Origin of the sequence: Spiroplasma endosymbiont of Lasioglossum villosulum (assembly GCF_964020195.1) — a bacterium.
GTDB lineage: Bacteria > Bacillota_I > Bacilli_A > Mycoplasmatales > VBWQ01 > Spiroplasma_E > Spiroplasma_E ixodetis_A.
The window spans coordinates 615,266-634,247 of sequence record NZ_OZ026539.1 but is presented as its reverse complement, the minus strand read 5'-3'; the positions used below and the strand labels follow the sequence as shown (position 1 = coordinate 634,247).

Annotated in this window: 18 protein-coding genes; 12 read left to right on the top strand and 6 right to left on the bottom strand. The window is 22.9% G+C overall.

All coding sequences use genetic code 4. The features are described 5' to 3' along the window. Positions 1 to 81: 81 nt before the first annotated feature. The 7 genes from AACK81_RS03625 to AACK81_RS03595 all read left to right on the top strand — a co-directional run bounded on the left by AACK81_RS03625 (position 82) and on the right by AACK81_RS03595 (position 8,092). Positions 82 to 1,032: an IS30 family transposase gene (locus AACK81_RS03625; protein WP_338960236.1), complete on the top strand. Its 951-nt coding sequence runs from the start codon at positions 82 to 84 to the stop codon at positions 1,030 to 1,032. Next, complete coding sequence (locus tag AACK81_RS03620) at positions 1,033 to 1,290, top strand: hypothetical protein (RefSeq protein ID WP_338962747.1); 258 nt, start codon at positions 1,033 to 1,035, stop codon at positions 1,288 to 1,290. Between the two features lie 14 nt (positions 1,291 to 1,304). Further along, on the top strand, positions 1,305 to 2,729 hold the full coding sequence (locus AACK81_RS03615; protein WP_338962745.1) for a hypothetical protein: 1,425 nt from the start codon (positions 1,305 to 1,307) through the stop codon (positions 2,727 to 2,729). A gap of 297 nt (positions 2,730 to 3,026) precedes the next feature. After that, positions 3,027 to 4,739: a hypothetical protein gene (locus AACK81_RS03610; RefSeq protein WP_338962742.1), complete on the top strand. Its 1,713-nt coding sequence runs from the start codon at positions 3,027 to 3,029 to the stop codon at positions 4,737 to 4,739. 4 nt (positions 4,740 to 4,743) lie between these two features. Continuing rightward, positions 4,744 to 4,866 carry a hypothetical protein gene (locus AACK81_RS03605; protein ID WP_255495924.1) on the top strand — a complete coding sequence of 41 codons (123 nt, stop codon included), beginning with the start codon at positions 4,744 to 4,746 and terminating at the stop codon, positions 4,864 to 4,866. A gap of 18 nt (positions 4,867 to 4,884) precedes the next feature. Continuing rightward, positions 4,885 to 6,126, top strand: coding sequence for a hypothetical protein (locus AACK81_RS03600; protein WP_338962740.1), 1,242 nt, complete (start codon positions 4,885 to 4,887; stop codon positions 6,124 to 6,126). Continuing rightward, a complete protein-coding gene (locus AACK81_RS03595; protein ID WP_338962737.1) occupies positions 6,077 to 8,092 on the top strand; it encodes a hypothetical protein in 2,016 nt (671 codons plus the stop codon). Before AACK81_RS03600 ends, AACK81_RS03595 begins: the two co-directional genes overlap by 50 nt. A gap of 10 nt (positions 8,093 to 8,102) precedes the next feature. On the opposite strand, the gene AACK81_RS03590 is transcribed toward AACK81_RS03595, so the two are convergent. Together AACK81_RS03590 and AACK81_RS03585 are read right to left on the bottom strand one after the other, a co-directional pair. Continuing rightward, the gene (locus AACK81_RS03590; RefSeq protein WP_338962736.1) at positions 8,103 to 8,336 is read right to left on the bottom strand and encodes a hypothetical protein; all 234 of its coding nucleotides are present in this window, start codon (positions 8,334 to 8,336) and stop codon (positions 8,103 to 8,105) included. A gap of 133 nt (positions 8,337 to 8,469) precedes the next feature. Continuing rightward, positions 8,470 to 8,643, bottom strand: coding sequence for a hypothetical protein (locus tag AACK81_RS03585; RefSeq protein WP_338962734.1), 174 nt, complete (start codon positions 8,641 to 8,643; stop codon positions 8,470 to 8,472). A 300-nt stretch (positions 8,644 to 8,943) separates the two neighbouring features. Between AACK81_RS03585 and AACK81_RS03580 the strand changes: the two genes are divergently transcribed. Beyond that, positions 8,944 to 10,065 (top strand): Mbov_0401 family ICE element transposase-like protein, encoded by a 1,122-nt coding sequence (locus AACK81_RS03580; RefSeq protein ID WP_338962732.1) that lies wholly within the window; start codon positions 8,944 to 8,946, stop codon positions 10,063 to 10,065. 222 nt (positions 10,066 to 10,287) lie between these two features. On the opposite strand, the gene AACK81_RS03575 is transcribed toward AACK81_RS03580, so the two are convergent. Together AACK81_RS03575 and AACK81_RS03570 are read right to left on the bottom strand one after the other, a co-directional pair. Next, positions 10,288 to 11,250, bottom strand: coding sequence for a hypothetical protein (locus tag AACK81_RS03575; RefSeq protein ID WP_338962729.1), 963 nt, complete (start codon positions 11,248 to 11,250; stop codon positions 10,288 to 10,290). 122 nt (positions 11,251 to 11,372) lie between these two features. Next, complete coding sequence (locus tag AACK81_RS03570) at positions 11,373 to 11,975, bottom strand: hypothetical protein (RefSeq protein ID WP_338962726.1); 603 nt, start codon at positions 11,973 to 11,975, stop codon at positions 11,373 to 11,375. Between the two features lie 359 nt (positions 11,976 to 12,334). On the opposite strand from AACK81_RS03570, the gene AACK81_RS03565 reads away from it, so the two are divergent. Genes AACK81_RS03565 through AACK81_RS03555 form a run of 3 tightly spaced genes read left to right on the top strand, consistent with a single transcriptional unit; the run spans position 12,335 to position 16,305 of the window. Continuing rightward, positions 12,335 to 13,885, top strand: a complete 1,551-nt coding sequence (locus tag AACK81_RS03565) for a hypothetical protein (protein ID WP_338962723.1) — start codon at positions 12,335 to 12,337, stop codon at positions 13,883 to 13,885. Between the two features lie 21 nt (positions 13,886 to 13,906). Continuing rightward, positions 13,907 to 14,917 carry a hypothetical protein gene (locus tag AACK81_RS03560; RefSeq protein ID WP_338962720.1) on the top strand — a complete coding sequence of 337 codons (1,011 nt, stop codon included), beginning with the start codon at positions 13,907 to 13,909 and terminating at the stop codon, positions 14,915 to 14,917. Between the two features lie 26 nt (positions 14,918 to 14,943). Next, positions 14,944 to 16,305 carry a Sapep family Mn(2+)-dependent dipeptidase gene (locus AACK81_RS03555; RefSeq protein WP_338962718.1) on the top strand — a complete coding sequence of 454 codons (1,362 nt, stop codon included), beginning with the start codon at positions 14,944 to 14,946 and terminating at the stop codon, positions 16,303 to 16,305. Between the two features lie 52 nt (positions 16,306 to 16,357). On the opposite strand, the gene AACK81_RS03550 is transcribed toward AACK81_RS03555, so the two are convergent. Next, positions 16,358 to 16,483, bottom strand: coding sequence for a hypothetical protein (locus tag AACK81_RS03550; protein WP_338962716.1), 126 nt, complete (start codon positions 16,481 to 16,483; stop codon positions 16,358 to 16,360). A gap of 124 nt (positions 16,484 to 16,607) precedes the next feature. After that, positions 16,608 to 17,507 (bottom strand): hypothetical protein, encoded by a 900-nt coding sequence (locus AACK81_RS03545; protein WP_338962713.1) that lies wholly within the window; start codon positions 17,505 to 17,507, stop codon positions 16,608 to 16,610. 240 nt (positions 17,508 to 17,747) lie between these two features. Between AACK81_RS03545 and mnmA the strand changes: the two genes are divergently transcribed. Beyond that, positions 17,748 to 18,863 carry a tRNA 2-thiouridine(34) synthase MnmA gene (gene mnmA, locus AACK81_RS03540; RefSeq protein ID WP_338962711.1) on the top strand — a complete coding sequence of 372 codons (1,116 nt, stop codon included), beginning with the start codon at positions 17,748 to 17,750 and terminating at the stop codon, positions 18,861 to 18,863. Positions 18,864 to 18,982 lie beyond the last annotated feature (119 nt).

The following is an 18,982-nucleotide window of genomic DNA, read 5'->3' as shown; positions in this document are numbered from 1 at the left end:
AGTAAATAAAATTGCAAAAAATTCTCATATAAAAATTTCATAATGCTAAATTTAGTTTAGAAAAAAGTAAGGAGTTTTTATATGAGTTATAAACATCTTGGCATAGATGAAAGGATTTATATTGAGAATCAATTGAAATTTAAATTTAAAATTAGTGAAATAGCTAAAAATCTTAATCGAAGTATTAGTACTATTATTCGAGAAATTAATAGAAATAAAGATAATAATCATTATTTTTCATTAATTGCACAAAATAAAGCTGAAAATCGAAAACAATCACATATTAGTTTTCATAAGTTTAAAAATAAGAATTTAGTAAAATATGTACAACAAAAATTACTATTAGGTTGATCACCTGAACAAATTTATGGCAGAATTAAAAATTTTCATAAAGAGTGAGTTATTAGTTTTAAAACAATTTATACTTGAATTTATTTTGGAATGCTTGATAAAGTTACTAGTAAAAATTTAAGAAGAAAAGGTAAAAAACGAAAATCTAAAGAAAATCGTGGCAAGTTTAATGGTAAATCAATTAAAGAACGAGATATAAATGTTAATGATCGTATAACACTTGGTCATTGAGAAGGAGATACTATAGTATCATCACGAGGTAAAAGCAAATCATGTTTAATAACTTTAGTTGAAAGAGTATCACGATTTACTTTAGCAATATTAGTTAAAAACAGAACTACTAAAGTTATTAATAAAAATGTTAGTTATTATTTATCAATTCTTCCTAAAAACATTGTTAAAACTATTACTTTTGATCGTGGCAAAGAATTTTCAAATTGACAACAACTTGAAAAAAATTTAGATATAAAAATTTATTTTGCCAATCCATATTCACCTTGACAAAGAGGTACTAATGAAAATACTAATGGTTTAATTAGAGAAAAATTTCCTAAAAAATTTATTTTTTCAAAAACTAATAAAAATGAAGTTCATAAATTTATATTGTCTTTAAACCAAAGACCAAGAAAAATACTAAATTATCTTTCACCAATCGAATATTTGGATAGAAAAATAATTTAGTTGCACTTACCTTTACAATTTAGCGTTAATAACAATAATAGTGAATTAAATACACAAATAAAAAGTACTAATGAACTTAAATCATTAAATCCTAATTTAACAAATCCAACTATTAAATATTTTAGTGATGCACAAGGAAAAACTAATGTAAGTAATCAAAAACAAAAAGCAGGTGACTTATATATAACCATTACTGCTAATGTTAATGACTTAAATTATAAAGGAACAACAAATCCAATTAAAATAACTCTTAAATAAAGGAAATTAATATTATGCCAATCGGTACAACTAGTACAGCAATACTTTTAAACATAAATAAACCAAAACATACTAGAACAAGTAACCAACAAGAAAACAAAAGTTTTTGATGAGAAATTTTAGAAATGATTGGTGTACAAGTTATAGCAGTAGCACTTGCTCCTTTTACTGGTGGATTAAGTGAAAGTGTAGCCCTTGGATTAGGTGCAAGTGATTTAATTGCTAGTATTAGTGCTGTTGGTGTAGAATTTTTAACTGATTTTACTATTAATCAAGTTTATGATTATTTAAAAGGAAATGTAACACCATTAAATACTTTTTTTAATATATTACCAGCATTTGCTGGACTTAATAAAATTAGTCGTGGTTATCGTACAACTAAATTTATTAAGTTAGCACAAAAAACTAAAACATTAGAACAAGTTGGTATTAAAGAAGCAAAAAACTTACAAGAAATTATTAGTCAAGTAAGTGGAAAAGAAATTTTAACAGATAAAATTATTGGTAATAAACGTTATTTAATGAAGTATAGTTTTACTCCTAATCGTGAAACAGTATTACGAGATTTAGGATATGTTGCTGAAAGACAATATAAGAATAATTTTCAAAAACTAGAAACAGAAAAATTAATGGAACACTTATTATTACAAAATACATTAATAAAATTAAGTCCACAATTAACTCCTAAATTTAAAATTAAAGATATTGAAAAAGCAAATAACTTTTTAAAAAAAATTAATACTGATTTAAAAGAAGTATTAAAAATGAATCAACATGATTGATTAAATTTAGTTCATACAATACATACAGAAAATAGATATGGAAAAACTTTAATTTTAGATTTACAAAAAATTCGTGCTAATGCTATTAAATTTAATTTTAAAAATAATGTTATTCATCAACTTGTTTTAAAAGCAAATCAAACTTTTAAATATTTTGATATTAGATTTTATTTAAAAAAAGGTTTAAATAAATTTTGAAAAGATACACCATATTTTGAAAAAATACGAGAAAGTATATATAAATTACAAGAAAAATTTGAAAAGTTAGAAAAACAAGTATTTGAAAAAATTCAGAAATTAAAAGAAAAAGCAACTGATTTATTTACTAGTGCAGAAAAAAGAGCAATTAAACACGCACAATTAATTCCATTAAATTCACCAGTATTTATGGGTTGTAAAATTCAACCTTTGTCATTAGATAAATGTGCAATTACTATTTATCATCGCAATCCTAAATATAAACCAATTACAGTTGTTGATAGTATTCTTAAATCAAAAACTTTTGTTACTCAAATACATCCATTCCATTGATATCGTTGATATAGTGGTTGATACATTGGTTATGGAGTTAATCAAAATAAATGATTAAAAGCAATAGCATTTGCTCCACCAGTGGTGCAACAAGTAATTAGAGATAGTTTTAAAGTATATAGATAAATATTTAGAACTATTAGAACTTATCATAAAGTAGTAAATGTTATTAATAATCCTATTGAAAATATTAACAAATCATTTAAAAATGTTGGTTTAAAATTTAGTGTTAATACTTTATTTGGTACTGGATTATTACATCATTTAGAAAAGTTTGCATATAGTCAAGTTGTAACAAAAAGTAAGAAAAAAATAAAAAAAGGTAAAAATAAAATACAAAAAGAAATTGAACATATAACACATAAAAAAACAAAAAAACATACTCATCATTATAAACAAACATTTTTTAAGGAATGATAAATTATGATTAATAAACTTTGAACTGATGTCAGTCTTGAAAATTATAATAACTGATATCCATTAACTGGAAAAATTACAGAAACACCACAGCAATACATACAAACATGACCTAATGTTAATGATTGATTTAAAACTTTTGCTATTCGTGCTCAAAATGATATTAATGCTTATCTTGATTTTATTTTATCTAAATTTCCTTTTGATAGTTTTAAAGATGAATTAATTAAAGAAACATTAAGAGATATGGTTTATGTAATGGTTGAACATTGAGTATTTAATCGTACACCAATTGAATTTAATGTTGATGCTACTATTCAATTTAATAATGGTACTCAATTTAGTGCAAATAGTACTCCTACAATTAATGTTTGAGATTTAGCACCTAGTAGAATGAAAATATGAGCAAGATTAACAGAATTAAAACAAATATTTTCAAGTTATAATGATGATGAAATAGATGTTGAAAAAATTGACTTAAAAGCATTTTATACTAGAAATCAAGTTGATGAATTAATTAAAGAACAAAAAGAATTTACATTATTAAAACAAATTAAATTATATGATGATTTAGTTGATGATAATGAAAATGAAATATATAGAGGTCCTATTAGTAAATTTGTTAATAAAGGTTATGTTGCAACTGGTTATGATAAAGAAACTGAAACAATGATTTTAGATTGACCAGATGAAATTGGAACATTACCACCTGAAGCATTACAAAATAATCCACAAATTGGTGATTTTACACATGCACCAACCTGTGATTTTTCTGCTAAACAACAAAAAAATATTACAGCCTTAACTAATACTAAACAAAATAAATTAATTACTGGCCATGGCATTAATATTACAGAAGATAATGTAATATCTGTAAGTTCTTATTTAATAACACCACAAGATTTTTTAAATAATCCACAATGAGAAGAGCAAAAATCAATGATTTTAACAAGAAATACATATTATCAAATTTTTTGGTCACCTAATATGTCAAGCAGTCAAGGACTTAAAGGAGTATTTTTCTTTTATGGTGCAGTACCAACAGCCCATAATGTAGCTATTGATTCAGCAGGTTATTACTCAAATTCTACTAATGAAATTAAAGCTCATTTAAGTGTCCAACCCGAAAATGATGAATTAATACTATCATATTTTGATGGTAATTCTTGAATAGTAACTAATCTAGATGGAAATAAACTAGGAACTAAAATATATAAGCCTAAAACAAGTAATAAAATTTATAGCATTAAAAGTAATACATTAGATATTACTTCACCAAGTGTAATTAATATAGATAAACCTATAAAAATTAATTCAAAAAATTTAGAAACTAATGAAATAGAAGAAAATAATTGAGATATTGAATTAAAAGATATTCCTCCAACACCAAGTCCAAGTGGTTCAAATTGAAAAGAAGTAGGTAAAGTCGTAGTAGATAAAAATAATATTACACATATAGAATATATATTTAAAGATAAAACACATTATAGAATATATTATAGTTTTGGTGATTATACTAGTAAAGAAAATAATAAAAATTATAGTTGACAAATAATTAATTTTTATTATCAATTAGATACAAATGTTTTAAAAAGTAGTTTATGAATATCAAATAATAATGTTAATGCGGATACTGAAATTAATATTTATAATAATAGAATAATGTGGGGTATGGGTAGAGATTATATTTTTAAAAAATTAGAAGAATTACAGGAATAATATTATGTTTTTTAAAATTATAAAAATTATTTTAGGTTTAATAGGAGTAATTTTATCATCAGCAACAGCAGGTTTAATTATATTTATCATTGTAAAAATCATATTAAAAATTAATCAAATATTTTAAAAAAAGGTGATGAATATTATGTTAAGTCTATTTAAAAGAAAAGAAAAAAGTAATATTAGTGATAATCAAAATGAAAAAATAAAATTTTTAACTAATAAAAATAAAAGTACACATGCTTCAATTTTAAATTATTTTGGTTTTAATGATTTTAATCATGAAACTTATTTTACTGATTTTGTAGCAGAAAATAACGCTAATTTATATAATGCTCCATTAGATATTAATAATGAAACTATTAAACAATATTTAATTAAACAAGAATTTTATAGAAAAAATTGAAACTCTATTTTTAAATTAAGCAAATTAGGAATTAGTGGTTATTTAATTTATATTGCTAATGATGACTTATATTTTCAAGTAGTAGATATACAACAAAGAGTTTATGATATTACTGGTAAATTAATTCAATGCACTATTTTTTATGATAGTTATGAACAAAATGCACAAATGGTAAGATTATTTGAAATTTATACATTAAATAATGAACAAGTCACAATTAACCGTGCAATTTATAGTGTTAATGATAGTAAAAAACAATTTCCATTATCTTTTAAAGAATATATTAATAATCCCAATTTAGAACAAGAACAAACATTAAATATTAATTATATTCCAATAGCAATTATGCGTAATAAAGCAAATGAGTTAGCAGATTGTAATAAAGTAATGGATAAAATTAAAGCATTAGATGTTATTTATGAACAAATTGTTTTAGATACTATTTTAAACTCACCAAAGTTTATTTTTAATCAAACTTATGGTAATGTTCAATCAACATTAGAAGAAGCAGTAAGAACTTTGGTTACTAAAAATTATATTTTTAAAAGTGGCGGAGATAATAACGAACAAAACGAAAATATCAATATGACAAATAGTAACTTTAAAGGTAAAAATTTAACTGATATATATGATTGAAATGTTAATGAAATATTTAAACGTTGTGGTATTCATATTCCAAGTCAAAAGAAATCAACACAACAATCAGTTCCCGAAAGTACAGCAGTAAATATTTCAACTATTAATTATATTGAACAAAAATTATGACAATTTAATATTGATATTCTTAAATTTATTCAAATATTAGTGAAAATTGATAAAGATTTATTAAATAGTAAAACATTTAATATTAATGATGAACAAAAACTTAATAATTTAACAGTTAAATTAAAACTATTTAATCCCGAAAATAACCAATTAATAGGAGAGAACAATGGAAAACAAAAACAAACCACAAACGAAGTTTCCACAGAAACAAACTAAACTTAATCAAGCAGAAGTAGAAAATGATTATTTAATTGATAATATTCCTTATGATTTTACTAATATGATGAGTGCTAGTAGTGACCCAGATATTAATAGAGCATACGATGAATTTAAAAAAAGAACTTTATATATTTATGAAATTGAGCGTTTATTTAAAAATAATGAAAATAATAGTTTAAAATTTTCAGCAAATACTATTAAAATAGGTTTTATTGATATTGAAAAAGTATTAAAAACTACTGCTGTTGAAACATCAGACTTTACTATGCAATTAAATCAAAGAGCAAGTCCTAATATTAATGATAATACAATTGAATATAGTATGACTGATATTAAAAATTTAATTTTTCAAGAAATAAATTTATTAAATCAATTTAAGTTATATGCAGTATCTATTAATGAACCATTAACTGAAAATAATATTGATAATTTATATATCATAAATAATTATTCACAACCTTATCAAAATCCAAAATCAAGAAGTACTAAAAGTATTACTATTATTAAAATTAAAGATTTTAAAACAAGAGATGGTTATCCCATTATTATTAAATTACAAAAACCATTAGATAAAGATACAAAAGTAACTGGTTTAAAAATTAAAGCCCCTAGAAGCATGATTTTTGGTAATATAAAAGTACTTGGTGAAGTTGACAATATGGAAGTATACCCTAAATTATTTGTTAAAGATAAAATAGCATTTCCGCTGTTATCAATGCCTATTGAAACTCAACCAAAAGTTAGAATATTACAACAATGATTTAGTGAACAAATTTTACCTTGAAAATTAGCAAAACAATTTATAGAACAAGAAAAATCAGTTTTAGATTTAATTGCTATTGGTGGTGGAAGTGAAACAAGAAAAGAAATTATTAATAATGCAAGAGTTACTAATGCTAAAATTGGTTATGATGTTACTAAAAATTCAAAAGTATGACCATTATCTGATGAACTAGAATTAAAAGATACAAAATTAGAGTCATGATTTTTAGCAGGTAACTATAATTTATTTATTTCTACAACAAATAAATTTCATGATGTTGAATTAGAAATAAAAGATAGACCAACAATTGATAGTTTACAAAAAGTATTATTAGATATGCTAACTTATACATATACTTATAATAGGAATTTTGATGGTTTTGACAAATCAAAACTTAATGAAGACATTGCAAAATTACGTAATAAATTTGAAAATCAAAAACCAAGCGATGTTATTACTAATTTATTTAAACAATGAGAGTTAGATTACCCAAATTATATAAATTTACCACAAGTTCAAATATTTAAACAAATAGTTATTATGATATCAAAAAATATTTATTCAACTATCTCTATTAATAATGGTTTAAATGATGACTATAAATTATTATTGCCTTATTACTTTGAATTAAAATCAAATCCTATACATTCTACACCTGATAAAGTTTGAGAATTTAAAGATGCAAAAGTAATATTAAAATCTGCATATTTTGATTTTATTGATATAAATAATATTAAATTAAAAAATAATGATATTAGTCAAAATGAATTATTCAAACTAGATGATAATCAATTTAACTGATTATCTATAACAAATGAATTAGAAAGCAATAATATTCCATCATTGATTCCTGCTGATTGAACACTTGGTAACGGTGAGTATGGAAAATATTTTACAAGAGCAATTATTGATAAAATAAAAATTGAAGATTCTTTAAATTTATATGGTTCAAATAAATCACAATTATTTTCTAAATTAGAATTTTATAAAGAAATTTTTAAAATTGATAATAGTAATGAATTTGAATTACAAATTGAAAATCCGATTAATAACTTAAATCGGTTAGAAATTAGTGGGATATTTGGTGCTGGTAATTATGATTTAATTTTAATAACAGATAAAAAAGAAATAAACTTAACCAATATTAATTTATTTGACAAATATAATGAAAATATTTCTTATATAAATATTGAAATTTAATATAATATATTTAATTTTGTAATTTATTATCAAAGTCACCATTTTCTATTTCTTTAATGAATTTTTTTCAAAGTTGAATTTCAAAGTCATTAAAGACTATCATTTCCATATTTTTTAATTCTGTTATTTCATCAGTATTTTTCAATTTTTTATTTTTTAATTTTAGTTGATTTTCTTTTTTTATTTTTTCACATATTTTAATTTTATCTTTTAATTTTTTAATTACTAATTCTTTACTAAGCATATTATTAATATCTCCTTAATTTATTTGTTAGTTACTAAAATATCCATCGGGATAAATTCCGTTTCATTTTATATCATTTTCAGATGTAGGTTTAAATCCAAAATAAAGTGATATTTTATGTTTATCACTTACTTTATATTCTCATATAGTTGCCCCCCCAGTGCGCATTACCCTCATAATCTAAATAATAAGTTAAATCATTTGTTTTATGATGTGATACTGCTCCAACTATTAATCCAGTTGTTGCTAAAAATAATGCTAAAATTGATGTTATTTTATAAAAATTTGTTTTTATTCATGTTTTCATATTAAATTACTCCTTTTTTCCTTAATTTTACTTTTAAATTGTACTATTTTTGATTATTTTTACAAGTATGCTTTTAAATTCAAAATAACTCCTAAATTAAAGGCGTTTATTTTATGAGACCTATACTATTAATTATATTGAAATTGTTTATTATATAGCAAATATGAAAGTGTTTTTTTAAATAATTTTTATTTTATTTAAAATTACACTTATATATTTATATAATAATTAAGTAAATTAATTTTTTAAATATATTTACAATAAATTTAGATTTTTTTAAAATAGTTAGGAGAAGTAAATGTGAATTTTAATTATAAATGAAATTTTAGAGAACAAAGTGCAAAAATTGATAAATTAGTTTTAGAATATATAACAAATAAGTGAGAAAAACGAGATTGAAGAATAAAAAATACAAGAGATAAAAAGAAATATAAAATTGTTGATTATCAATATCGAACAAGAAAAATAATGTATGGATTAGTAACTTATAAAAGAAGAATTTATGAATATTTTGATGAAAAATTACAAAAATGAGTTCGTATTTGTTTAGTTGATGAATGACTAGAATTACCTAAATATAAAAGAATTGGTGAAGATGTTGAACAAACTATTATTGAATATTTTGCTGATGGAAAAAGATATCATGATATTTATGCTATTTGTAAAAAAGCAGGTATTAGTGTTAGTACTGTTCATAGAGTTTTTAAAAATTTAGAAGTAATTGAAGCAAATCCAGTAAAAGTAAAATTAGAAAAAAATCAACCTATTTTTGTAGCAATTGATGATGGACATCGAAAGTTTTGAGATTTTAAACGTAAAGGTATAAAATACTCTATGAGATTAATAACAACATATACAGATAATATTAATCATAAAGTACAAAATAAAAGAGTAAAAGCAATTATTAGACCAACAAGAACAGCAATTGGAGTTAAAAAAACTGCTGAATTTGTTAAAGAACATTGTCAAAAATTTTATGAAAATGTTGAACAAGCAAAAATAATTATTTGTGGAGATAGTGCTGGATGAATTAAAGAAGTTGCTGATTATCTTGGTGCTGAGGTTGTTTTAGATAAATTCCATTTAATTAGAACATTATATCTTGGTATAATGGCGGGAAATAAAGGAAAATATTGAAGTGAATATAATAATTGTAAAGATTTCATTAATAATGGTCAATATGAACAATTAATTGATTATTTATATAAAGAATTAGATAATCATAAAAAGTTAAAAAAACAATATTTTAAAAATAATAAAAAAGGTATTAAAAATCAAGGTGCAAAATGAAATATTGGTTGTTTTACTGAAACAAATATTTGACATGTTTTAAAAGAAATGATTGTTAATAGAACATATAGTATTTTTATTTATATAAAAATGGTTATTTTTAAATGTAATCAAATAAATTTAAAAACATAATTTTACTTATTTTAAAATAAAAAATTAAAAAAACTTATTAAATTAAAAGTTAATAAGAATTTTTGTTATATATTTATGTTAATTAAATTATTAAAATGTTTTTATAATTTATAAAATTGAGTATTTTAATTGTAATATTTTTAAATTAGTAGTAAAATAAATTTACAATTTCATAAAAATCCAAATTATTTCTTGTCTAAAATATAATAAGACTACAACGATTTAATTTATTTCGGATTTTTGACAATCTCCCAATTCTTTTTTGCAAGTTTCAAAAGTTTTTGATTCATTTTTTTCTCTAGTTTGTAGCAAACAGTTTAAAATTCTTTCTTCTATTACTTCTTTTGAATTTAAAGATATGTCTTTTAAATATTGAACTTCTTCTTCTAAATTATTTGATCTATTTTCTAGTTCTTCTATTTTTTGTTCTAATTCAATTTGATACTTGTCTTTTACAATTGAAGACATTACTGGTCTTAATTTTTTAGCACATTCACATAAAATTTTGTAACAAATACCAGCAACAATACCAGCAATAGTAAAAGGTAATCAACCCATAATAGCACTTGACACAACAAATGTACTAATTATTGGTGTGATAATTATTTTAGCAATAGGAGATGTGGCACCCCACGCAATAAAAAATATTAAACCATGAAAAATCTTTCATATAAACCTTTTAAAAATTCAATATTTATCTTGTACTTCTTCTGTAATATTATCTTGTTTTTGATTTGTAATAGTTCTTACAAATTCTAAAAATGGTGTTCTAATGATAGTTGTATGTTTAGATTCTTTTTTTATAAGCTTTGCATTATTTTTAATTTCATTTAAAAATTGCTTATAACGTAAATGTCTAATTTGTTGAACAATTTCATTTTTTTCAAAATAAATTAATAATTCTCAAACTTTTTTTCTTTTATCATCATATAATCTTAATAAAAAAAAGGTTTTATCTTCTCTTTTTATTATTTCATCATAAATAAAATAATCTTCATTTTGTTTCTTAATAATTGTTCTAAATTGAAAACATTTTTTATCTTTTTCATCAAAATGATTTTCAAATTTACATGTTTCACCATGATGTCAATTTTGATGACACCTAATAAAATTTTTAGTAAATCATGTTAAATCTGCTACATTTCTTAATTCTTCTTCAATAATAGTTTTTGTTTGTAAACTCATTTTGATTCCCCCTTATTTAAATAAAAACCCATTATTTTAAAAATAAAAAACAATAGGTTTATTTAGTTTACACTTATTTTTGCTAAAGTTTTAAAATTATGCAATAAACTTTTTAATATTTTTTACAAGTTTGGTAAATTTAATTTAGATTTAACTGTTGATGATTGAGTTTGTAAATCAATTGCGTTGATATCTTTTTTTTCAATGTCATCAAAATCACTATCACATTCTAAATTACTTTCTAATTCATTAATTTTGTATTTTAATCTTTCTGCCAAATTCATATTGAAACTTTCAATATCATTTATTTTAAATCATTTTCCATCAAATAATAATTCATATACTATTGTTTCTTCAGATTTATCATTTGTATTTAATAAACCAGAATAATTAGATTCCTCTTTATTTGGATTTTTCAAAGTAACACTTAATTTATACATGCCAAATGATAAACATAGTTCATCAAGGGGTAAAGAAATATTTTTAGTTCAAATTATTTGCTTAGAATCTTTATTAATACAGTTCAATACTATTGATTGTAAATATTCTTTTTCTAATCCTAATAATTGCTTTGAAATAGTTATTTTTGTTGTTAATTTTTTACGAAATACTTGTGTTACTGCTACTCAAAGTATTTTTAACGCAGCTGATTCTTTATTAGGTGGCGTTTTTAACTTTAATCTATCTAAATGACTAATTTTTGTTTGACTTTTTTCTTTTTTCATAAATTTTCTCCATTCAAATTAATAATCTTTTTTAATTTTATTATATGACCAAGTTCTCCATTAATAATTAATATTTTAACTATTAATAAATTCATTATTTAAATAACATAGTTATTCGAAAATTATTATTTTTATTTATTTTACTGTTTTATTTAACATATCTTTTTATTTTCCTTTTCTCTAAAACTTTAATTTAATAAAAAGACTTTCATTTTATTTAAAAAACCAATATTAATTAGAATAATATATTAATATTATTCATTTTTCCAGTCCAATTAATTATACGACACTATCTTAATTTTTAATTTGATATAATTATAAAAAGAGTAAGTATATTAAAAATAGATTGGGGTATTTTTATGATAGAGGAAATAAATTCTAGTTCAATGAAAGAACCAAAAATTTATCGTATTGGTCTATATAGCAAATTAACAATTCTTATTAATGGTCTTCTAATTACTACAAGTTTAATGATAGGTTGGGCTTTATGAGCAACTATTGGTCGAGATGCAGTTGATAACTATATTAAATGATTCAATAATCCACAACAGCCTAATTCTAATTTACAAATTAGTTTCAATATAATAAGTATTATTGTTTTCATAGTTTCTGGTTTATCTTTAGCATTAGTAGTCGTACCTTTTATTTTTTTAAAAACTAAAAATAGTGTATCAGCACTTTTTTGTTTAATAAGTTTTATTTTTTCAGCAATATTTGTTATCTTTCTTATTGTATTTTTTATTTTTAGATTTAAAACTTTTACTTTCTTAGCTAATAAAAAAGACGGCGAAATAATAAATACAACTGGTAACTTTCTAATAACTTTTTTACCATGAATGTTGCCTGAGCTATTTGCAATACTTTTATTAATCCACAGTCTTTGATTAATTATTAATATTACCTCTAAATACAAATCAAATACACTATTAATGCCTATTGCTAAACCAAAAGCAAAACAAGAAACAGTAATAGCAAAACAAGAAGTTGATGATATGATAACGCTTCCTAACGTCGTACCAATACCAGTAACTCAAAATAATGAAGAACAACAAATAGCAAACCAAGAAACTAACAATACTGTTCTTAAGCAAGATCTAACACAAGAAAAAATAATCACTAACCCTTCAACAGCAACTGTCCATTATACTAATCATGAACTATCACAAACACCAACGCAAGGTGCCTATCATGCCGAAACTGTTTCACCAACACCAGGTACTCTTACTAAGAGTAAATCCGAATCTATTACAAATGAAGAAGAAATAAATGATAATATTGAAAATACAACAATATATTCAGAACCAACAGTTGAAAAAACAAGTGTAGAAGATACAACAATATATTCAAAATCACCAACAACAGAAAGTAATATTAATACCGAAACTAATTACCAACCAAAAAATCAAGGTGGTTTTGATGTTAAAGACAGTAGTTATTCTGAATCTGAAACATCTAATTTTAATGAACAAGCAACAACAATAACTGTTGAAGAAACACAACCAATAATAGAAAAAACAAACACAAAAACAAAAAAAGAAACAATCGAAGTGCAAAAAGTTACTACTCACCATTGAACATTAGAACAAATTGAAGCTGTTTGAGAAAAAGCGGAAATAATTGATGGTGTTAGTGATAAATTATATCGTAAAGATTATAGTGGTGCTTGAATGTTTCGTGATTCATTTACCACTGATTATAGCACAGCAGATAACTTAGAAACTTACTCTTGAACTATTGTTCTACATCGTCCTACTAGTCAACAAGGAACAACTGAATTATATAATCTAGATCCAATGAATATTGTTAATGCAAAAAGTAAAGGTGAAAATTACCCTTCTTGAAAAACTAAAATTTCTTCAAAAGGAAATAAAAATATTGCGAAAGAACAACATTGAAAAGCAAGAACATAATAAATATAGTATCATTTATTTATGAATACACAAACTACTATTGAACATTTATATATAGAAATACCTAATTTTAAACATGAAGTAAATACTAACTATTCTTATTTTATAGAAAGTATTAAAAAAGAATTAACAAATATAATAAATAAATACCAATTAAACTTAAAAACAATTTATCTTGCTAACAAAAATAAGTCAGTTTTACCAATTATTTTTTTAGAACAATTATTAATACTACTTAAACCATTGACAACCACTATCAAAGAATACAACTTTGAATGTACTATTAATAATACTAATTTCACAACTCTACAATTATTTTCCAAATTTCAAATTAATCGTTTAATTTGAAAAATAATTAGTTTTCAAAATCAATTAAATAACAAATTTAATTATCAACAAAGTATAAAAATTATTAATGATGCTATTAACTTAAAAATTAATAATTTCTCAATTGATTTAAAATATAATCTTCCTCATCAAACAGTAATTGATGTCAATAATGATTTACAAATATGTATGCAATTAAAAACACCTCATATTAGCTATGATAGTTATAATCACAAACAAAATCTTACTATTAAAAGATACATTAATAATTTCTTAAAAAAACACAAATATGATAACTATGAATACTATAGTTATAGTAAAAATACTAATAATCAATCAAAATATATTATTGCATATTGTTTATTAGAAAACTATTATGGAATTGGTCCAAATGCTGTTTCATATATTAAAACAGAAGATAAAGCAATAATAATTACTAATAGCAATAACATTAATAATAACAATCAAAAAAATAGTATCTTATCAACAAATGAAATTTTAATCCAAAAATTAATACAAGGTTTATTACTAAAAAAGGGAATAAAATTTAACAAAAGTAATAACATTCTAGAGCAGCCACTGATTAGTAAATTAATCAAAAATAAACAAATAAAAATAAAAAATAATCATTTATCTTGCACAAATAGTTCCTGATTATTGTTAAATGATTTAATAGTTGATATTATAACTAATACTACTATTTAAATTTATATATCAAGGAGTGAATAAATATGAAATTCAATGAAAAATTGTTAAAAGAAAAATATTTTCCGCAAGCACTAACAAAAATAAAAGAAATTGTTAAAATTCAATCATATGCTCAACCACCCACAACAACAGCACCTTATGGGCCTGGTGTTAAAGAAGTATTAGATTATGCTATTAATTTAGGGCAAGAATTAGGTTTTAAAACTTATCGTGACAAAAACAATAAATATGGATATTTAGAATATGGTGAGGGTAAAGAAATATTTGCCATATTAGGTCATCTTGATGTTGTACCACCAGGTAATTTAGAAGAATGAAAAATTTCACCTTTTTCGCCAGAAATTATTAATGATATTTTATATGGACGAGGTGTATTAGATGATAAAGGTCCAACAATTATTATTCTATACTGTTTAAAATATTTAAAAGATCATGGTTATCAACCAAATCGTCGAATTAGAGTTATCTTTGGTTTAACTGAAGAAACAACATGAGATTCAATTAACACATATATGAAGCAAGAAGGTACTCCAACTTTTGGTTTTACTCCTGATGGTATGTTTCCGCTAGTATATGCTGAAAAAGGAATTATTAACTTAGATATTATTGGTACAGGTCATAAATCCATTGTTATTAATGCAGGTGATGCTTACAATGTCACTTGTTCTACTAGTAATATTAATGGTGTTGATATTAAATCATTTGTTAAAATTGGGAAAAATAAGAACTATCGAATTGAAAATAATAATCAACAAATTACCATTCATGGTAAACCAGCACATGGGTCACGACCAGATGAAGGAATTAATGCAGGATTAAGAAGTTTATTAATTTTAAATAAACTTAAAATTGAACACAATCTAATTAAATTTGTTGGTGATATTTTACAAGAAGATACTGCTTTAACAAAATATTTTGGTGATTTAGATGATGAATCTGGAAGTTTTACTATTAATGTTGGCATCGTTGAAATTAATAGCAAAAATTCAAAATTAGGATGTAATATCCGTATTCCAGTTAAAACTGATTTACAAGAAATTTTAAATAGATTAACAAAAATATTAAAACCTTATAATTTAACAATAAAACAACAACATTATGATAAACCATTATATATGCCACAAGAATCAACAATTGTTATTAAATTAATGGAAATTTATCAAGAAGTTACTGGTGATAAAAAAGCAAAACCAATTGCAATTGGTGGTGGAACTTATGCTAGAGCAATGCCAAATTGTGTAGCATTTGGTGCAATATTTGATCATACTAACTCAACTGAACATCAATATAATGAATGTATTAAAGTTGACAAATTATGAAAATCAATGTTAATTTATGTACGTGCTATTAGTACACTGGGAAGTTTAGAAATTGGTAAATTATAAAAAAAGTTAGAATAGTTTATTCTAACTTTTTTTATTTTCATTCAAATAAATTTTATGCAATTGAAGGATTTCTAGGACAACCACCAAATGCAGGACCATTAATACTATTAATAACACTCACCAATTCATCATTAAAGTTATTAGTTAATTGTCGTTCATCACTACTATTAATACTCATATAATTACTATTAGTTACTATTTCCTCTAATTCATTATTTGGAGTAGACTTAAAAAATTTCTGTCATTGTTTTTTAGCATATTTATTTAATACTTTATTACCAATAGTATCATTGATAATATAGCTAACATAATAGCAAATTGAAAAAATGTAGATTCAATTCTAGTAATCTATCAGCAGTATACATAACAGCTGCAGTTTTAATTGCATTATCTATTATAGTTGCTATTACCATTGCTGTTAAATAACCACCACTTTTTAAAAGACTCATACATTTTGATTGTTGAGAAAATAATGATTCTAACTCATCATTTTCATTAATATTATTATTTAAACAATTAAAATATCTTTTGAAAGCAAACCACATATGTGTTTTTGTTAAATATTCTATACCCTTATCTATTAAGATAGAAGTATAACATAAAACTTCTGCTCGTATAATTGTTGATAAAATATTTGGTCCATAAATAATTTTACTTCAATATTCAGCTAAACTAGTTAAAGAACCAACTGAATACATACTAGAAGCAGTAATCATAAAATGATTCGAAATTCAATATCCAACTTTTGCTATTAGCATTTTTCCAAAAATAGATGTTTTTGAAAGACATGAATAACCTTCCTCAACACCAATTTCGGAATATAAAGATAAAAGTGGACTCATTTCTTGATCAGCAGTTCTATTAAATACTGTTCTTCCTTCTTGTCAAATTTTTTCTGCTCCCCATTTTCATAAATTCATTGCTTGTGTACTAATTACCAATTGTACTGGAGTTACTCCAAAATCAACTAAATTATTTAAAGGATTTACTTTATTTCAATCAAATGATCCAATACTAATAACTGCTACCTGAAATACTCGTTGTACAGTTTTCAAACCAACTGCTGCTGTTAATAAACCAGCTGTTCCAATTATTTTTTTAGTATCTGATCATATTAAACTACTTCAACTATTATTAATAGTATTTGCTTCTATATTACTATCTATATCATTATTTATTAATAACTCTTCTTCTTGTGGCATTTTTTCTCTTCTCTCTATTTCTTTATTAAAACATAAAAAACACATTAATAACAAACTTTACAAAAGTGGTTATAAACCATATTTTGTTAAATTGCTTTTATGTGTTTTAACATTAGTATAAAGGATTATCACTTAATAATCAATATGTAAATTCAATAATTTAAAAATATTTATTTGGGTATTTATTATATATTTGTTACAATTATTAAGCATTTATGAAAAGTACTAAGGAGTAATAAAATGACAGAAAAAAAACGCATTGTTGTTGGTATGAGTGGTGGAGTTGATTCATCAGTAACAGCAGCACTTTTACAAGCAGAAGGCCATGAAGTTATTGGTCTTTTTATGCGTAATTGAGATTCACTTTTAAATAATGATTTACAAAGTAACAATAATCAAGATATTTGTCCACAAGAACAAGATTATCTTGATGCTTTAACTGTTTGCCAAAAATTAAATATTAAATTAGAAAGAATTGATTTTGTTAAGGAATATTGAGATAATGTTTTTACTTATTTTCTTGAAGAATTTAAAAAAAGTCGTACTCCCAATCCCGATATTTTATGTAACAAATATATTAAATTCGATGCTTTTTTAAAATATGCACAAAAAAATTTACAAGCAGATTATATTGCAATGGGGCACTATGCACGAATTAACTACAACCCAATTACTAAACAATATCAGTTATTAAAAGGAATTGATGATAATAAGGATCAAAGTTATTTTTTATGTCAATTAACACAAAAACAATTAAAATATAGTTTATTTCCTTTAGGTAATAAAACTAAAACTGAAGTTAGGGAATTAGCAAAAATATATAATTTACCAACAGCAACAAAAAAAGATTCTACTGGCATATGTTTTATTGGTAATCGTAATTTTCAAACATTTTTAACAAATTATTTACCAACTAATTCGGGCAAAATTGTTGATATTAATACCAAAACTACTATTGGTAATCACAATGGTGTTTACTACTATACACTTGGCCAAAGAAAAGGTATTAATCTTTCAGGAATGAAAGTTCCGTATTTTGTTGTTGAAAAAGATGTTACTAATAATATCCTTTATGTTGCTAATGATAATGAAAATAAATGACTAATGAATAGCGGTTGTACTGTTAAATCATTGAATTGAATTAATAATAGTACATTAAAAAACTCTTTAAAATGTAATGCAAAATTTCGCTATCGTCAATCTGATGTTGCTGTTATTATTAATAATATTAATAATGATGAAATTAAGGTTGAATTTTCAGAAAAGATACGCGCTATTACGCCTGGTCAAACCGCTGTTTTTTATGATGGTGATATTTGTCTTGGTGGTGGAGTTATTGACCAAATATTTCGCTAATCAATTATTAAAAAACTAATATAAATAATAAAATTTTAATTACATATTTTTTTATAATTTTCAAGATTCAAAAATTACTATTAAACTATTTTTTTAGTTTTTAGATACTTTTATTACAT